The organism is Thalassobaculum sp., assembly GCF_040219615.1.
Classification (GTDB): Bacteria; Pseudomonadota; Alphaproteobacteria; order Thalassobaculales; family Thalassobaculaceae; genus Thalassobaculum_A.
Genome location: NZ_JAVJSE010000023.1, coordinates 16,563 through 31,819, shown reverse-complemented (window position 1 = coordinate 31,819; position 15,257 = coordinate 16,563). Strand labels below are relative to the sequence as shown.

11 protein-coding genes are annotated in these 15,257 nt (G+C 69.4%); 8 read left to right on the top strand and 3 right to left on the bottom strand.

Annotated features, from left to right (window positions below; all coding sequences use genetic code 11):
* The first annotated feature begins 108 nt into the window (after positions 1–108).
* Positions 109–1,914: an AMP-dependent synthetase/ligase gene (locus RIC31_RS13055; RefSeq protein ID WP_350107907.1), complete on the top strand. Its 1,806-nt coding sequence runs from the start codon at positions 109–111 to the stop codon at positions 1,912–1,914.
* Positions 1,915–1,927: 13 nt separating this feature from the next.
* On the opposite strand, the gene RIC31_RS13050 is transcribed toward RIC31_RS13055, so the two are convergent.
* Positions 1,928–2,407, bottom strand: a complete 480-nt coding sequence (locus RIC31_RS13050) for a PAS domain-containing protein (protein WP_350107903.1) — start codon at positions 2,405–2,407, stop codon at positions 1,928–1,930.
* Positions 2,408–2,602: 195 nt separating this feature from the next.
* On the opposite strand from RIC31_RS13050, the gene RIC31_RS13045 reads away from it, so the two are divergent.
* Positions 2,603–3,208, top strand: a complete 606-nt coding sequence (locus RIC31_RS13045; RefSeq protein ID WP_350107899.1) for a carboxymuconolactone decarboxylase family protein — start codon at positions 2,603–2,605, stop codon at positions 3,206–3,208.
* A gap of 164 nt (positions 3,209–3,372) precedes the next feature.
* Here the strand turns inward: RIC31_RS13045 and hisC are convergent, their stop codons facing one another.
* Positions 3,373–4,488 carry a histidinol-phosphate transaminase gene (gene hisC, locus RIC31_RS13040; RefSeq protein ID WP_350107896.1) on the bottom strand — a complete coding sequence of 372 codons (1,116 nt, stop codon included), beginning with the start codon at positions 4,486–4,488 and terminating at the stop codon, positions 3,373–3,375.
* 343 nt (positions 4,489–4,831) lie between these two features.
* Between hisC and RIC31_RS13035 the strand changes: the two genes are divergently transcribed.
* The 6 genes from RIC31_RS13035 to RIC31_RS13010 all read left to right on the top strand — a co-directional run bounded on the left by RIC31_RS13035 (position 4,832) and on the right by RIC31_RS13010 (position 14,113).
* A complete protein-coding gene (locus RIC31_RS13035; protein WP_350107893.1) occupies positions 4,832–5,302 on the top strand; it encodes a hypothetical protein in 471 nt (156 codons plus the stop codon).
* Between the two features lie 15 nt (positions 5,303–5,317).
* Positions 5,318–7,000 (top strand): methyl-accepting chemotaxis protein, encoded by a 1,683-nt coding sequence (locus RIC31_RS13030; RefSeq protein WP_350107890.1) that lies wholly within the window; start codon positions 5,318–5,320, stop codon positions 6,998–7,000.
* A 280-nt stretch (positions 7,001–7,280) separates the two neighbouring features.
* Positions 7,281–8,798, top strand: coding sequence for a DHA2 family efflux MFS transporter permease subunit (locus tag RIC31_RS13025; RefSeq protein ID WP_350107887.1), 1,518 nt, complete (start codon positions 7,281–7,283; stop codon positions 8,796–8,798).
* Between the two features lie 82 nt (positions 8,799–8,880).
* Positions 8,881–9,762: a TauD/TfdA dioxygenase family protein gene (locus RIC31_RS13020; RefSeq protein ID WP_350107884.1), complete on the top strand. Its 882-nt coding sequence runs from the start codon at positions 8,881–8,883 to the stop codon at positions 9,760–9,762.
* 58 nt (positions 9,763–9,820) lie between these two features.
* Positions 9,821–10,960: an efflux RND transporter periplasmic adaptor subunit gene (locus RIC31_RS13015; protein ID WP_350107881.1), complete on the top strand. Its 1,140-nt coding sequence runs from the start codon at positions 9,821–9,823 to the stop codon at positions 10,958–10,960.
* Positions 10,961–10,966: 6 nt separating this feature from the next.
* A complete protein-coding gene (locus RIC31_RS13010; protein WP_350107878.1) occupies positions 10,967–14,113 on the top strand; it encodes an efflux RND transporter permease subunit in 3,147 nt (1,048 codons plus the stop codon).
* Positions 14,114–14,176: 63 nt separating this feature from the next.
* Here RIC31_RS13010 and RIC31_RS13005 read toward each other — a convergent pair whose 3' ends face one another.
* Complete coding sequence (locus tag RIC31_RS13005) at positions 14,177–15,232, bottom strand: TRAP transporter substrate-binding protein (protein ID WP_350107874.1); 1,056 nt, start codon at positions 15,230–15,232, stop codon at positions 14,177–14,179.
* Between the last annotated feature and the right edge of the window lie 25 nt (positions 15,233–15,257).

Below are 15,257 nucleotides of genomic sequence, written 5' to 3'. Positions count from 1 at the left end.
CTTGCGAGCGATATAACCATGCCCAGCGGGTGCGCCAAGCGCCCGGCACACGATTCCGGCCCGCACTGGCACCGGTGACAGGGCGACGGGGGGTTCGAGGGAGGTTCCATGGACTACGCGGCGGTCCCCAATCTGCCGACCATGTTCTTCGACCAGGCCCGGCGGCTCGGCGAACGGCCGTTCCTGTGGGCCAAGCGCGACAAGGTCTACGAACCGACCAGCTATGCGGCGGCCGCCGGGTCTGTCCGCCGGCTGGCCGGCGGCCTGCGCCAGCTCGGCATCAAGCCGGGCGACCGGGTGGTGCTGGTGGCGGAGAACCGGCCGGAATGGGCGATCGCCGACCTGGCGATCATGGCGATCGGCGCGGTCACCGTGCCGGCCTACACCACCAACACGGTCGACGATCACCTCTACATCCTCGACCACGCCGGCGCGGCGGCGGCGATCGTCTCGACCGAGCGGCTGGCCAAGCGGGTGATCCCGGCGGCCCGCAGCGCCGAGGTCTGCGACACCGTCATCAGCATGGAGCCGCCGAGCGACCCGCACGCCTCCGGCATCAACCTGTACGGCTGGGACCAGGTCCTGGCGATGGGCGACGAGAGCGACCGCGACGTCGAGGCCGATATCGAGGCGTCGGCCCGGGCGATCGACCGCGACGAGACCGCCTGCTTCATCTACACCTCCGGCACCGGCGGCCGGCCGAAGGGCGTGATGCTGACGCACCGCTCGATCCTGGCGAACTGCATGGGCGCCTACTGGCTGCTGCACAGCATCGGCCTCGGCGACGAGGTGTTCCTGTCGCTGCTGCCGCTGTCGCACTCCTACGAGCATACCGCCGGGCTGTTCTTCCCGATCTCGATCGGCGCGCAGATCTACTACGCCGAGGGGCCGGACCAGCTGTCCGCCAACCTGCAGGAGGTGCGCCCGACCATCATGACCGCGGTGCCGCGGCTCTACGAGGTGCTGCACGACCGCATCCTGCGCGGGGTCGAGCGCAAGGGCGGGCGCAGCGCCAGGCTGTTCCACGACGCGGTCCGTCTCGGCCAGAAGCGCTACGACGATCCGTCCAGCCTCGGCTTCGGCGAACGGCTGTACGACCGGCTGCTCGGGCTGCTGGTGCGCCGCAAGGTCGGCCAGCGCTTCGGCGGCCGGCTCAAGGCCTTCGTGTCGGGCGGCGCCGCGCTCAATCCCGACATCGGGAAGTTCTTCCTGGCCCTCGACGTCGCCCTGCTCCAGGGCTACGGCCAGACCGAGGCGTCGCCGGTGGTGTCGGCCAACCCGCCGGGGGCGATCAAGATCCACACGGTCGGCCCGGCGCTGCGCGGGGTCGAGGTCCGGATCGCCGAGGACGGCGAGATCCTGGTGCGCGGCGACCTGCTGATGAAGGGCTACTGGCACGACCCGGAGACCACCGCCGCGACCATCGTCGACGGCTGGCTGCACACCGGCGACGTCGGCATGGTCCACCCGGACGGCTACATCGAGATCACCGACCGCAAGAAGGACATCATCGTCAACTCCGGCGGCGACAACATCTCGCCGGCCCGGCTCGAGGGCAAGCTGACCCTGGAGTCCGAGATCCTGCAGGCCATGGTGTACGGCGACAAGCGGCCCTACCTGGTGGCGGTGGTGGTGCCGGAGGCGAGCTTCGTCGAGGAATGGGCGTCGCAGAACGGCCGCTCGGCCAGCCTCGAGGCGCTGTGCGACGACGACGACTTCCGCAAGGCGGTCGGCCAGGCGGTCGAAAGGGTGAACAGGGACCTGGCCCAGATCGAGAAGATCCGCCGCTTCGTGGTGGCGCGCGAGCCGTTCACCACCGAGAACGGCATGATGACCCCGACCCTGAAGGTCCGCCGCCACAAGGTGCGCGAGAACTACTGGGAGAAGCTCGACGCGCTGTACGGGCGGGGGTAGCCGCCGGGGCGCATCAGTCGAGTTCGCTCTCGACCACCATGATCTTGTCGATCGTACGGCCGTCGTCGGACAGCGGCAGGCGCAGGATCTCGCAGCGGTACGGAAGGTCGTTCAGGGTCATCGAGACCGTCGACAGGGTGGGTGCCCGGACGGCAAGGACGTTGGCATAGTCGTTCGCGACGAAGTCCCGGTAGTCCGGGTCCGGGTACTCGCTGACGCATTTCCCGGTCATGTCGTGGCCGTGGCAGTCGACGTGCCAGGTGCCGAAATAGCGGTACCGGAAGTCGCGCGGGTCGTCGAGCACGTCGACGATCATGATCCGCGGCACCACCTCCATCGGCAGTTCGAGCCAGTCGAAGTCGTCCCGGCCCGGTGCGAACCGGTCTCCGGCCTTGCGGCGCCAGAGGTCGAGGAACAGTCGCGTCGCCTCTGCCTCGGCCTCCGAGAGGGCGAGGGACGCGGATCGCTTCAGGTCGTAGCCGTCTCGGCTCATCGGTTGGTCCAGGTTCGGGCGCCGGCCGGAACCGGGGCGCGCGAAGCGGGCATGGCCGTGCCGGGGTGTCTGGCACTCGCCGGGACTCTGGCACGGTCGGCCGCGTTGCGGAACCGGCGGCGTCGCGTTTCCGGCCGGTGGCGTCGCGGCGGCGGCCTCCGTACAGTATCGCCGTCATCCATCGGGAGCCCGCGCATGACCTGGATCCGCACCGTACCCTATGCCGAAGCGACCGGCCGGCTGAAGACGCTGTACGACCGGGTCAAGGGGCCGGGCGACAACGTCGACAACATCATGATGGCGCATTCGCTGCGGCCGCATTCGATGGAGGGCCACATGACCCTCTACAAATACGTGCTGCACCATTCCGCCAACAAGGTGCCGAAGCACTTCCTGGAGACCCTGGGCGTGCTGGTCAGCCACCTGAACGGCTGCTCCTACTGCGTCGAGCACCACTTCCAGGGGCTGCGCCGGCTGCTCGGCGACGACGAGCGCGCCAACGCGATCCGCGCCGCTTTCGAGGCCGGCACCGCCGACGCCGCGTTCGAGCCGAAGGACCTGGCGGCGGTGCGCTATGCCGAGCGGCTGACCCGCGACCCGGCCGGCATGACGCCGGACAGCGTCGAGGCGATGCGGGCGGCCGGCTGGGACGACGGCGAGATCCTGGAGATCAACCAGGTGACCGCCTACTTCTCCTACGCCAACCGCACGGTGCTCGGCCTCGGCGTCAACACCGACGGCGACATCCTCGGCCTGTCGCCGGGCGAGAACGACGACCCGGACAACTGGAACCACGGGTAGGCGGGTCGCGTTCGGCTCCGAAGCGGCGGGTGGGTCCCGGAGCCGTCCCGGATCGGGTCCGGGACTCTCCGGGATGACGATCATGTGCTTCCGTCACTCCGGAGGGGACGCGTGAGCGTCCGGCTCCGGAACCCACGGAGCGACGGACGCCCTACCCGAAGTCGCTACCCCAGCACTTCTTCCAGCGCCGCCAGCAGGGCGTCGGTGTCGTCGGCGTTGCCGGTGGTGATGCGGATGTAGTCGTCGTAGCCCGGCGCGTGCAGGCGCGAGATCATCACGCCGCGGGCCTCCAGCCCGGCGCACACGTCGCCGGCGGGCTTCGGGCACTTCGCGGACACGAAGTTGCCGACGCTCGGGAACGCCTCGCAGCCGAGCCGGGCGAGGCCGGCCGCGATGCGCTCGCGCTCGATCCGGGTGCGCTCCAGGATCGACCGGCTGTGCTCCTGGTCGGCCAGCGCCGCCAGCGCGCCGGCCTGGGCGATCCGGCTGACGTTGAACACGCTGCGGATCTTCTGGAACGCCTCGGCCATGGCGTCGGAGCCGCACAGCGCGTAGCCGACCCTGAGGCCGGCCAGCCCGTAGGCCTTGGAGAAGGTTCGGAACGACACCCACGGCACCTGGACGTCGGCCAGGGCCGCGAGATGGTCCTGGCCGCCGGCGTGGCGGCCGTACTCGTAATAGGCCTCGTCGACCACCAGCACGGTGCTGGTCGGCAGGCCGCGGGCCAGGCGCACGACCTCCTCGGTCGACAGCAGCCCGCCGGTCGGGTTGTTGGGGGTGCACAGGAACACCAGGCGGGTGCGGTCGGTGACCGCCTCCAGCATGCCGTCGATGTCGGCGGCGCCGTCCTGGCGCACCGGCACCGTCACCAGCCTGCCGCCGTTGATCGCCGTGACCTTGCCGTAGCTCGGGAAGGACGGGGTCGGCACCAGCACCTCGTCGCCCTCGGACACCGCCAGCCGCGCGATCTGCACGATCAGCTCGTCGGAGCCGTTGCCGAGCACGATGCGGTTCTGCGCGATCCCGGTGTGGGCCGACAGCGCCTCGGTCAGGTCGCGCCAGCGCGGGTCCGGGTAGTAGTTCACCCGGGTCGCGGCCTCCTGCATCGCCGCGATCGCCCTGGGCGAGGGCGGGAACGGCGACTCGTTCAGGTTCATCCGGCGGATCTGCGCCGGATCGATGCCGGAGGTGGAGTCGCGCTGGGTCGGCGGCCAGCCAGGTGCCGGCATCGCCCGGATCGGGGCCTTCGGGAAGGTCGGCGACGGATTGGCGTCGGCCATGCGCGGGTCTCCTCTGCTGGACGCGGCGCGCAGATTAGGGGGGATCGGGGCGCAGGTTAAGAGGGCATGCGCGAAGGCCGGTCGAGTCTCCGGACATCTCTTGGAGTTTAAGTGAAAGTTCATGATATAATGCGAGAAATTAACTAATGTCGCCCGACATGGCCTGCGAGTGCTCTCGAAGCGGGAGGTTCGTATGAAAATGCCAAGACATCCGGGTTTATGGTTACTGATTCCGTTTATCGCTTGTTTTGTTGCGGTGCAGCAAGCGGCGGCGCAGTCCCCGTCGAAAGACCTGGTTTCGGCGGCCCTCATACAGTCGATCCGGGCCTTCTCGTCTGTCCCGGTGGTGCGCCTGACCCTGGCGGAACTGAACGCCCGTCAGGCCAAGCTCGACCACGCGACCATCGATACCCTCGACAAGCAGTGGCGCGACGAGCGCAAGGCCGACGACCAGCCGCTGATCACCGCGGTGCTGTCGAGCCCGCTGTCCGGCTATCTGCTGCGCATCCAGGCCGGCTCGGCCGGGCTCTACACCGAGATCTTCGTGATGACCGCGAAGGGGCTGAACGCCGGCCAGAGCAGCGTGACCTCGGACTACTGGCAGGCCGACGAGGCCAAGTTCCAGAAGACCTTCGACGTCGGCGCGGACGCGGTGTTCGTCGACGAGCCGGAGTTCAACGACGAGACCGCGACCTGGCGCTGCCAGATCAACCTGACCCTGACGGACGCGGACGGCGCCAGGATCGGCGCCGTGACCGCCGAGGTGAACCTGACCGAGCTCGAGCGGCGCGCCGCCGCCGGCAAGGGCTCGTGAGAGGGGAGAGCCGACATGACCTGGCTTAACAACGTCCCGATATCCCGCAAGCTGCTGACCGCCTTCGCCGTGATCATCGCGATCATCGTCGCCGGCGGCGTCGTCACGACGGTCGAGATCCGGCAGGCCGAGGACGGGGCCGGACGGACGGTGGCGGTCGCCGAGACCAGCCGCGTACTGAATGACCTGAGCGTCGCGATCGCCGATCAGGTGCTGGCCGTTCGCGGGCTGCTGCTGTCCGGCGACCGCACCAACATCACCCGGTACCAGGACGCCGGCGCCCGGTTCGAGCGGGCCGCGGCCGACGCGGCGGGCCGGCTCGCCGGTACCGTCGGCATGGCCAGTCTCGACCGGTTGAAGGCGCATGTCGCGACCTGGCGGCGCGACGTCGCGGACCGCCAGATCGAGCTGATGCGCAAGCCCCTGACGGTCGACGAGGCCCGGGTGATCGAGGCCAACGGGGCCGGCACGGTGTTCCTCGCGGCGACCGGAACCGAGCTCCAGGCGCTCCTGCAGCTCGGCTCGGACTCGCTGGTCGCGAGCCAGGCCGGGATGGACAGCGCGTTTCGCCTGACCCTGTCCGTGGCGGTGGTGGGCGCGCTGCTGGCGACGGTGTTCGCGATCGCGGCCTGGCTGGCCCTGGGGCGCAGCATCGGGCTGCCGGTCGCCGGGCTGACCGAGGTGATGGGCAGGCTGACCCAGGGACAGCTCGACTCCGACATCCCCGGCACCGAGCGCGGCGACGAGTTGGGGCGCATGGCCCTGGCGGTCCAGGTGTTCAAGGACGGCATTGCCGAGAACCGGCGCCTGACGGAGGAGCAGCACAAGGCCGCCGAGCAGAAGCTGGCACGGGCGGCGGAGGTTGCGAAGCTGGTCGCCGCGTTCGAATCCGAGGCCGCCGACATGCTGGCCGGGCTGACCGATCAGGCCGACCGGATGCGCGGCACCGCCGAGCAGATGAGCGCGATCGCCGAGGAGACCGAGCGGCAGTCGACCGCGGTGTCGACGGCGGCGACCGAGGCCGGCGCCAACGTGCAGAACGTGGCGGCGGCGACCGAGGAACTGACCGCGTCGATCCAGGACATCAGCCGGCAGACCCAGAAGGCCAGCACCGACGCCGCCGACGCCGCCGAGTCGGCCGAGCGGGCGAGCGCCGTCATGGCCTCGCTGTCGGCCGCCGCGGTGACGATCGGGGAGGTCGTGAAGCTGATCACCGACATCGCCGAGCAGACCAACCTGCTGGCCCTGAACGCGACCATCGAGGCGGCGCGCGCCGGCGACGCCGGCAAGGGCTTCGCGGTCGTGGCCTCCGAGGTCAAGGCCCTGGCCACCCAGACCGCCAAGGCGACCGAGGACATCAGCGCCCAGATCGCCTCGATCCAGCAGGAGACCGAGCGCGCGGTCGCCGAGATCGCCGGGGTCGGCCGGATCATCAAGGGCGTCGAGGAGGTCTCGGTGGGGATCGCGGCGGCCATGGAGCAGCAGACCGCGGCGACCCAGGACATCTCCCGCAACGTGAACCATGCCGCCCACGGCACCGATACGGTCGTGGCGAACATCCAGGGTGTGAACACCGCCGCCGGCGAGTCCGGCCGGCAGGCCGTCAGCGTGCTGACGGTGGCGAAGGAGATGGCGGACCAGTCGGCGGGCATGCGCGAGTCCGTGCAGTCCTTCCTGGCGCGCATCCAGGCCGGCTGAACCGGGCCGGGCCGGCGAATTAAGGAATTGTTTAGACAAAGGCCGTAGACAGGATCCGGGACGTGGACCGGTCCCTCCGAGAGCGCTTCGACAGCGATCGAGGAGGTTTGGGGGGAGCCGGCGGCGGGCGCATCCTTGGGGGAGGGGCGCCCGCCGTCCCGGCGCCTGCCGTCCCGATCTCAGCGGCGCGACCGACCGAGGCCTCTCCGATCAACTCCGTGGTTCGATCCCGGCCGCCAATCGCGTGCGTCCTGGCCGACGCCGACGTATTGTCGTTGCCATGACAACGACCGCCATCGACACCGGCTCCGCCCCGACCGCCTTCGACCGGGCGATGATCCTGGGCACGCTGACCATGGTCACGATGCTGTACGCGATGACCGTGACCATCGCCAACGTGTCGCTGCCGCAGATGCAGGGCTCGCTGTCGGCGACCACCGACCAGATCGCCCTGGTGGTGACCTTCAACATCATCGCGACCGCGGTGGCGACGCCGATGACCGGCTGGCTGGCGGCCAGGTTCTCGCGCCGGGCCATCCTGATCTGGGGCGTGATCGGCTTCACCTGCGCCTCGCTGGCCTGCGGGCTGGCGACCTCGCTCGAGGGTCTGGTGCTGTTCCGGGTCCTGCAGGGCGCGTTCGGCGCCCCGCTGGTACCGCTCAGCCAGGCGATCGTGATGGACAGCTATCCGCGCGAGAAGCAGGCCTCGGCGATGGCGATCTTCGGCATGGGCGTGGTGGTCGGGCCGGTGCTCGCGCCGACCGTCGGCGGCTATCTCTCCGAGCTGTACAACTGGCGCTGGGTGTTCTTCATGATCGTGCCGTGCGGGCTGGTCGCGCTCACCGGCGTGTTCGTCTACATCAAGGATCGAAGCCGCGCCGGCTCCTCGCATCTCGACTGGACCGGCTTCCTGACCCTGTCGGTGTTCATCGCCAGCTTCCAGTTCATGCTCGACCAGGGCGAGCGGCTCGACTGGCTGTCGTCCGGTACCATCCTGATGTGCGCGGCGGTGGCGGCGCTGGCGCTGTACGTGTTCATCGCGCACTCGGCGACCGCCGAACGGCCGTTCCTGAACCCGGCCCTGCTGACCGACCGCAACTACGCGCTCGGCCTGGTCATCGTGTTCATCTTCGGGATGCTGAACTTCACGCCCACCACCCTGCTGCCGCCGCTGATGCAGGGGGTGCGCGGCTACCCGGATTCGATCATCGGCCTGGTGCTGGGCGCCCGCGGAGTGGGCACGCTGGCCGGCTTCTTCCTGATGTTCTGGGCCAACAAGTTCGACCCGCGTGTCCTGCTCGTCACCGGCTTCGCCTGCCAGGGGATCGCCGGCTGGACGATGGCGCAGTTCAGCGTCGACATGACCACCTGGGGCGTGCTGTGGACCAGCTGCCTGCAGGGCTTCGGGGTCGGCGTGATCTGGGTGCCGCTGACCCTGGTGACCTTCGCCACGCTGGACAAGCGCAACACCGCGGAGGCGACCGCGATCTTCCACCTGGTGCGCAATTTCGGCAGCTCGATCTTCATCTCGCTGTCGATCGCCCTGGCGCTTCGCAGCGCCCGCGAGAGCTATGCCGAACTGACGGTCAACGCCTCGCCGATGAACCAGGCGCTGGACATGCAGGAGAGCCTGTTCGGCACCTGGTCGCTGGGCAGCGTGCAGGCGCTGGCCGGCCTGTCCCGCGAGATCGGCCGGCAGGCGCTGATGATCGGCTACCTGAACGCCTTCACGCTGTTCGCGATCACCTCGTTCGCGGTGATCCCGGTCATCCTGATGGTCCGGGTGGTCCGGCGCTGAACGGTGGCGCCGGCGCGTTGACCGGAGCCGGCGTCGGGCGCACCGTGTCGGGCGGGTGACGACGAAGCACCGGGAGGAAGCGATGAGCGAGGCGCAGGCGAGCGGCGCGATCGAGGTTCTGCCACTGACCCCGACGCTGGGCGCCGAACTGCGTGGCGTCGACCTGGCGGCGCTGGACGACGGGCGGGCGGCCGCGGTCCGCGACGCGTTCGAGCGCTACGGCGCGATCCTGGTTCGCGGCCAGCGACTGGGGGCCGACGACCTGGTGGCGTTCAGCCGCCGGTTCGGTGCGCTCGACGAGGCGCCGCTGATGGAGAACGGCCGGACCGCGGTGCCCGGATACCCCGAGATCTACGTGGTTTCGAACGTGCTCGGCGCCGACGGCAAGCCGATCGGCAGCCTGGGGGCCGGCGAGGCGGTCTGGCACACCGACATGTCCTATCTCGCGGCGCCGCCACGGGCCTCGCTGCTGTATGCGCTGGAGGTGCCGCCGGCCGGCGGCGACACCTGGCTGTGCAGCATGGCCGCCGCCCTGGAAGCCCTGCCGGGCGACCTGCGCCGGGCCCTGGACGGCCGCATGATCAAGCATGACGGCACCTACAATTCCGGCGGCTACCTGCGCGCCGGTGTGCGGGTCGACGACAACCCGGAGACCTGCGAGGGGACGCCGCACCCGGCGATCTGCCGGCATCCGGCCGGCGGCCCGGACGTGCTGTATCTCGGGCGCCGCCGCAACGCCTATGTCATGGGGCTGCCGCTGGCCGAGTCCGAGGCGCTGCTGGACCGGGTGTGGGCCCATGCCTGCCGGGCCGAGAACACCTACAAGCACCGCTGGCGGGTCGGCGACGTGCTGATGTGGGACAACCGCGTCACCATGCACCGGCGCGACCCGTTCGACGCGGCGGCCCGCCGGGTCATGCACCGCACCCAGATCAAGGGCGCCGAGGCGCCGGCGCCTGCATGAGGCGGGGCGCCGTCGGACCGCTCGATTGCGATGATGGCCTGCGAGGGGGAGTAGCCGGATGCTGAGTCGCCGTATCGTTCACGCCTGTGCGTTGGCCGGGCTGCTGGCCTCCGGCCATGCCCTGGCGCAGAGCGCGGGGAGCGGCCCGGCCGTCCCGCTGCCCGCCGTCACCTATGTCGTTGCGGCGGAGAAGGACGTCACCCCGCAGGCCAGCTTCGTCGGGCGCATGGAGGCCGTTCAGAGGGTCGGGCTCAGGGCCCGCATCGACGGCTTTCTGGAGCAGCAGCCGATCGCCGACGGCGCCCGGGTCGGCCGGGGCGACCTGATCTACGTGATCGAGCAGGCGCCGTTCGCCGCCCGCGTCCAGGAGGCCGAGGCCAATCTGGAGGCGGCGAAGGCACAGCTCGAGAACGCCCGGGTGCAGTTCGAGCGGGCGGACCAGTTGGCCAAGCGCGGCAACATCTCGCAGGCGACCGTCGACGAGCGCCGGGCCGACTTCCTGGTCGCGAAGGCGTCGGTCGCGCAGGCGGAGGCCGCGTTGCAGAGCGCGCTCATCACCTTCTCCTACACCGAGATCCGATCGCCGATCGACGGCCAGATCGGTCGGTCGTCGGTCAAGGTCGGCAACCTGGTCTCGCCGGACAGCGGGGTGCTGGCGACCATCGTCAGGAACGACCCGATCCACGTCGTCTTCGGCATCTCGGAGAAGATGCTCCTGCAGTTCCGGCGCGACACGGGCGCCGGGAAGGCCGATTCCGGCGACGCGCTCGGCCTGCTGAGACTTCGGCTCCGGCTGGCCGACGAGACGACCTACGAGCATCCCGGCACGCTCGACTTCGCCGACGTGCAGGTGAATGCGAGCACCGATACCGTGGCCCTCCGCGGCACCTTCCCGAACCCGGATGACCTGCTGATCGACGGGCAGTACGTGGTCGTCGTCGTGCAGTCGAAGCAGCCGGTATCGGCCCTGGTGGTGCCCAGGGCGGCGGTCGGCGTCGACCAGCGCGGCAGCTTCGTTCTGCTGGTCGGCGAGGGCGACACGGTGGAGCAGCGCGTGATCGCCCTGGGCGACCAGTTCGGCTCCGACGTGACGGTCAAGGCCGGCCTGAAGCCCGGCGACCGGGTGATCGTCAACGGCATGCTCAAGGTCCGCCCGGGAATGCGGGTGACCGCCTCCGCCGCCGAGCCGAAGGCGTAACCGGCCATGTTCTCAGCGATCTTTGTCCGCCGGCCGCGCCTGGCGATCGTGATCTCGCTGGTCATCTCGATCGCCGGGATCGTCGCCCAGGCCACGCTGCCGGTGGAACAGTTCCCGGACATCGTGCCGCCGCAGGTCCAGGTGTCGGCCTTCTATCCCGGGTCGAACGCCGAGGTCGTGGAGCAGACCATCGCCCAGCCGCTGGAGGCGATGATCAACGGCGTCGAGAACATGATCTACATGAAGTCGACGAGCGGCAACGACGGGTCCTATTCGCTGACCGTCAGCTTCGCGGTCGGCTCCGACCCGGACCTCAATACCGTCAACACCCAGAACCGGGCGTCCCTCGCGATCCCGTCCCTGCCGGAGGAGGTGCAGCGGCAGGGCCTGAGCGTGAAGAAGAAGTCTACCTCGCTGCTCCAGGTGTTCACGCTGTTCTCGCCCGACGGCACCTACGACTCGCTGTTCCTCAACAACTACGCGGTCATCAACGTCGTGGACGCCCTGAAGCGGGTGCCCGGCGTCGGCGACGCCCAGCTGTTCGGGGTGCAGGACTATTCGATGCGGATCTGGTTCGAGACCGACCGGCTGGCCGCGCTCGACCTGACGCCGAGCGACATCGTCGCCGCGATCCGCTCCCAGAACGTCCAGGCTGCGGTCGGGCGGATCGGGGCGCAGCCGATCAGCGACGACGTCGCTCTGCAGCTCAACCTGACCACCCAGGGCCGCCTCGTGGACGTCGGCGAGTTCGAGGACATCATCGTCCGCGCCGACCCGGACGGGTCGGCCATCCGCCTGCGGGACATCGCCCGCGTCGAGCTCGGAGCGAAGAACTCCGACACCTTCACGCGCCTCAACGGCCGCCCGGCGGCCGGCATCGCGATCTACGGGCTGCCCGGGGCGAACGCGATCGCCACCGCGGAGTCGGCGACCGCCGCCATGGACCGCCTCAAGGACCGGTTCCCGGAGGACCTGGACTACTCGATCACCTACGACACGACGCTGTTCGTGAAGTCGAGCATCGAGAACGTCTATTCCTCGCTGATCGCCGCCTTCGTGCTGGTCGTGCTGGTGACCTTCGCGTTCATGGGGTCGTTCCGGGCGACGCTGGTGCCGGCGCTGGCGATTCCGGTGTCGCTGATCGGCACCTTCGCGGCCATGGCGGTCATGGGGGTCACGCTCAACACCGTGTCGCTGCTGGCGCTGGTCCTGGCGATCGGCGTCGTGGTGGACGACGCCATCGTGGTGGTGGAAGGCGTCCAGCGCCTGATGGACGAGGAGGGACTGGACCCCCGGGAGGCCACCCTCAAGGCCATGCGCCAGCTGACCGCGCCGGTCATCGCCACCACCCTGGTGCTGCTGTCGGTCTTCGTCCCGGTCGGCTTCATTCCCGGCATCGTCGGCTCGCTGTTCCAGCAGTTCGCCGTGGTGATCTCGTTCTCGGTGGCGATCTCGTCGCTCAACGCCCTGACGTTGAGTCCGGCGGTCTGCGCGCTGATCCTGAAGCGCGGCGAGCGGCCGGCCGCGCCGATCCGGGCGATGCTGGCGCAGATCGACAAGGTGACGGGCGGCTATGCCTTCGTCGTCGACCGGATCATCCGCTTCTCGGTCGTCGGCGTGGTCGCCGTCGCCGGGCTGATGGTCGGGACGGCGGGGCTGTTCTCCGCGACCCCGCAGGGCTTTCTCCCCGACGAGGACCAGGGACTGTTCATGGGCGAGGTCCAGTTGCCGGACGGCGCCTCGGTCGCGCGCACGTCGGCGATGCTCGGCGAGGTCGAACGGATCGTGGCCGGGGATCCGGCGGTCTCTGACGTTTTCACCGTGATCGGCTTCAGCCTGTTGAGCGGGTTGTCGCAGCCCAACAACGGCATCGTCATCGGCAGGCTCAAGCCGTTCGAGGAGCGGGCCCGGCCCGAACTGACCGTCGGGGCCGCCCTGAAGCGGCTGCAGGCCGAGCTGCGGGCGGTCCCGGGCGCCACGATCTCGTTGTTCAACCTGCCGCCGATCTCCGGGCTCGGCAATGCCGGCGGCTTCGAATACCAGCTCCAGAACCTCTCCGGACAGCCGATCGAAGAGATGGCGCAGGCGCTGCGTGGCCTGCTGGTCAACGCCAACCAGGCGCCGGAGATCCAATACGCCTTCACGCTGTGGTCGAACAACACGCCGATGGTCCGCCTCGACATCGACCGGCCGAAGGCCCGGACCCTGGGCGTGGAGATCAACGATGTCTTCGTCGCGCTGCAGGCCACGCTGGGCAGCTTCTATGTCAACGACTTCAACAAGTTCGGACGCACCTGGCAGGTCAACATCCAGAGCGAGGCGGCGGACCGGACCAGCATCGACGACATCGGCCGCATCCACGTTCGGAACGCCCAGGGCGAGATGGTGCCGCTGCGCAGCATCGTCGAGACGCGGCTGGTGGTCGGGCCGCAGGCCATCGTGCGGTACAACAACCAGCGCAGCGTCACGGTGAACGGCGCGCCGGCGCCCGGTTACTCCTCCGGCCAGGCGCTCGCGGCGATGGAGCGGGTCTCGGCCGAGAACCTGCCGGACGGGTTCGGCTACGAATGGACCGGCACCGCTTACCAGGAGAAGCTGGCCGGCGGCCAGACGCTGCTCGCCATCGTCTTCGCGGTGATCTTCGGCTACCTGTTCCTGGTCGGGCTGTACGAGAGCTGGAGCATGCCGGCGGTGGTCCTGCTGTCGGTCGTGATCGGCATCACCGGGGCGCTCGCGGCGATCTGGGTCAGCGGCCTGTCCAACGACGTCTATGCGCAGATCGGCATGGTGCTGCTGATCGGCCTCGCCTCGAAGAACGCGATCCTGATCGTGGAGTTCGCGATGGAGCAGCGGGCGGCGGGGCTTTCGATCGTCGACGCGGCGTGCTCGGCGGCCCGGCTGCGGATCCGGGCGGTCCTGATGACCGCCTTCTCGTTCCTGCTCGGACTGCTGCCGCTGCTGCTGGCCAGCGGCGCCGGCGCGGCCACCCAGAAGGCCATCGGCACCGGGGTGTTCGGCGGCATGCTGGCCGCCTCGTCGATCGGCGTGTTCCTGATCCCGATGCTCTACGTCGTGTTCCAGCGGGCCCGGGAGAAGGTCAAGAGCGCGGTCGGAATGGGCGACCCGCCGGTCGGGCTCGGGGCGGCCGACTGATCGCCGGCGCGCCGGCGCCGGGTCCGCGAGGACCTCGACGCCGGCGGCTCCGGTCCCGTCCGGCTACTTCAGGTAGCCGAGCTCCTTCCACGGCCGGTACTTGTCGCGGAACGCCGTGTAGGCCTCGAACACCCGCTTGAAGTCGGGGTTGGCCGCGGCCTGCTCCTGGGCCACCTCGTCCCAGGCCTTCTGGAACTTGGCGATCGTCTCGTCCGGCCACTTGTGGACGGCCACGCCCTTCGACTTGTGGAAGGCGATGGCCTCGCCCTGGGTCGCCTCGGCCTTGCCCATCGACCAGATGTTGGCCTCGCCGCAGGCCAGCTCGACGGTCTTGCGCTGGGCGTCGGTCAGGCCCTTCCACTTGTCGCCGTTCATGATGATCTCCAGCAGCGAGGCCTGCTGGTGCCAGCCCGGGAAGTAGTTGTGCTTGGCGATCTGGTAGAAGCCGAGGCTCTTGTCGAGCGTCGGGTAGGAGAACTCGGTGGCGTCGATCGAGCCGAGCTCGAGGGCCGGGTAGATGTCGCCGCCGGCCAGCAGCTGGGTCGATACCCCGAACTTCTCCATCACCTTGGCGCCGAGGCCGTAGAACCGCATCTTCATGCCGCGCAGGTCCTCGGTCGACGAGACCTCCTTGCGGAACCAGCCGGAGGATTCGGCGACCACGATGCCGCAGACCTGCGGCACCACGTTGTACTTGCCGTATTCCTCGGCATACAGCTCGTAACCGCCGCCGCCGACCATCCAGCCGAAATACTCGTTCACGCTCGGCCCGAACGGCACCGAGGCGAAGAAGATGGCCTGCGGCAGCTTGCCGGCGTGGAAGCCCGCCGATGAGTAGGCGGCGTCGATCGAGCCGGTCGAGGTGGCGTCGAACACCTGCAGGGCCGGGACCAGCGCGCCCGGCTCGAAGAACTGGATCTTCAGGTCGCCGTCGCTGGCGGCATCGATGTTCTTGAGCACCCGGGTGATGTTGCCCCCGATGACGTCGAGGTTGGAGCCGTAGGAACTGGCGAGCTTCCAGCGCTCGCGCTTGGCGTCCGCGCCCGATGCCTGGGCGAGGACAAGGCCGCCGGCCAGCAAAGCGAGGCCGGCAGCACGCACGTATGGTGTCAGGCGCATCGGATTCCTCCCAATCTCTGAGGGG

What these genes read in the sequence shown, in the direction of transcription:
- RIC31_RS13020 (WP_350107884.1), top strand. Translation starts at nt 8,881, where the DNA reads ATGAGCGAGGCGCAGGCGAGCGGCGCGATCGAGGTTCTGCCACTGACC.
- RIC31_RS13045 (WP_350107899.1), top strand. Translation starts at nt 2,603, where the DNA reads ATGACCTGGATCCGCACCGTACCCTATGCCGAAGCGACCGGCCGGCTG.
- RIC31_RS13050 (WP_350107903.1), bottom strand. Translation starts at nt 2,407, where the DNA reads ATGAGCCGAGACGGCTACGACCTGAAGCGATCCGCGTCCCTCGCCCTC.
- hisC (WP_350107896.1), bottom strand. Translation starts at nt 4,488, where the DNA reads ATGGCCGACGCCAATCCGTCGCCGACCTTCCCGAAGGCCCCGATCCGG.
- RIC31_RS13010 (WP_350107878.1), top strand. Translation starts at nt 10,967, where the DNA reads ATGTTCTCAGCGATCTTTGTCCGCCGGCCGCGCCTGGCGATCGTGATC.
- RIC31_RS13015 (WP_350107881.1), top strand. Translation starts at nt 9,821, where the DNA reads ATGCTGAGTCGCCGTATCGTTCACGCCTGTGCGTTGGCCGGGCTGCTG.
- RIC31_RS13055 (WP_350107907.1), top strand. Translation starts at nt 109, where the DNA reads ATGGACTACGCGGCGGTCCCCAATCTGCCGACCATGTTCTTCGACCAG.
- RIC31_RS13030 (WP_350107890.1), top strand. Translation starts at nt 5,318, where the DNA reads ATGACCTGGCTTAACAACGTCCCGATATCCCGCAAGCTGCTGACCGCC.
- RIC31_RS13025 (WP_350107887.1), top strand. Translation starts at nt 7,281, where the DNA reads ATGACAACGACCGCCATCGACACCGGCTCCGCCCCGACCGCCTTCGAC.
- RIC31_RS13005 (WP_350107874.1), bottom strand. Translation starts at nt 15,232, where the DNA reads ATGCGCCTGACACCATACGTGCGTGCTGCCGGCCTCGCTTTGCTGGCC.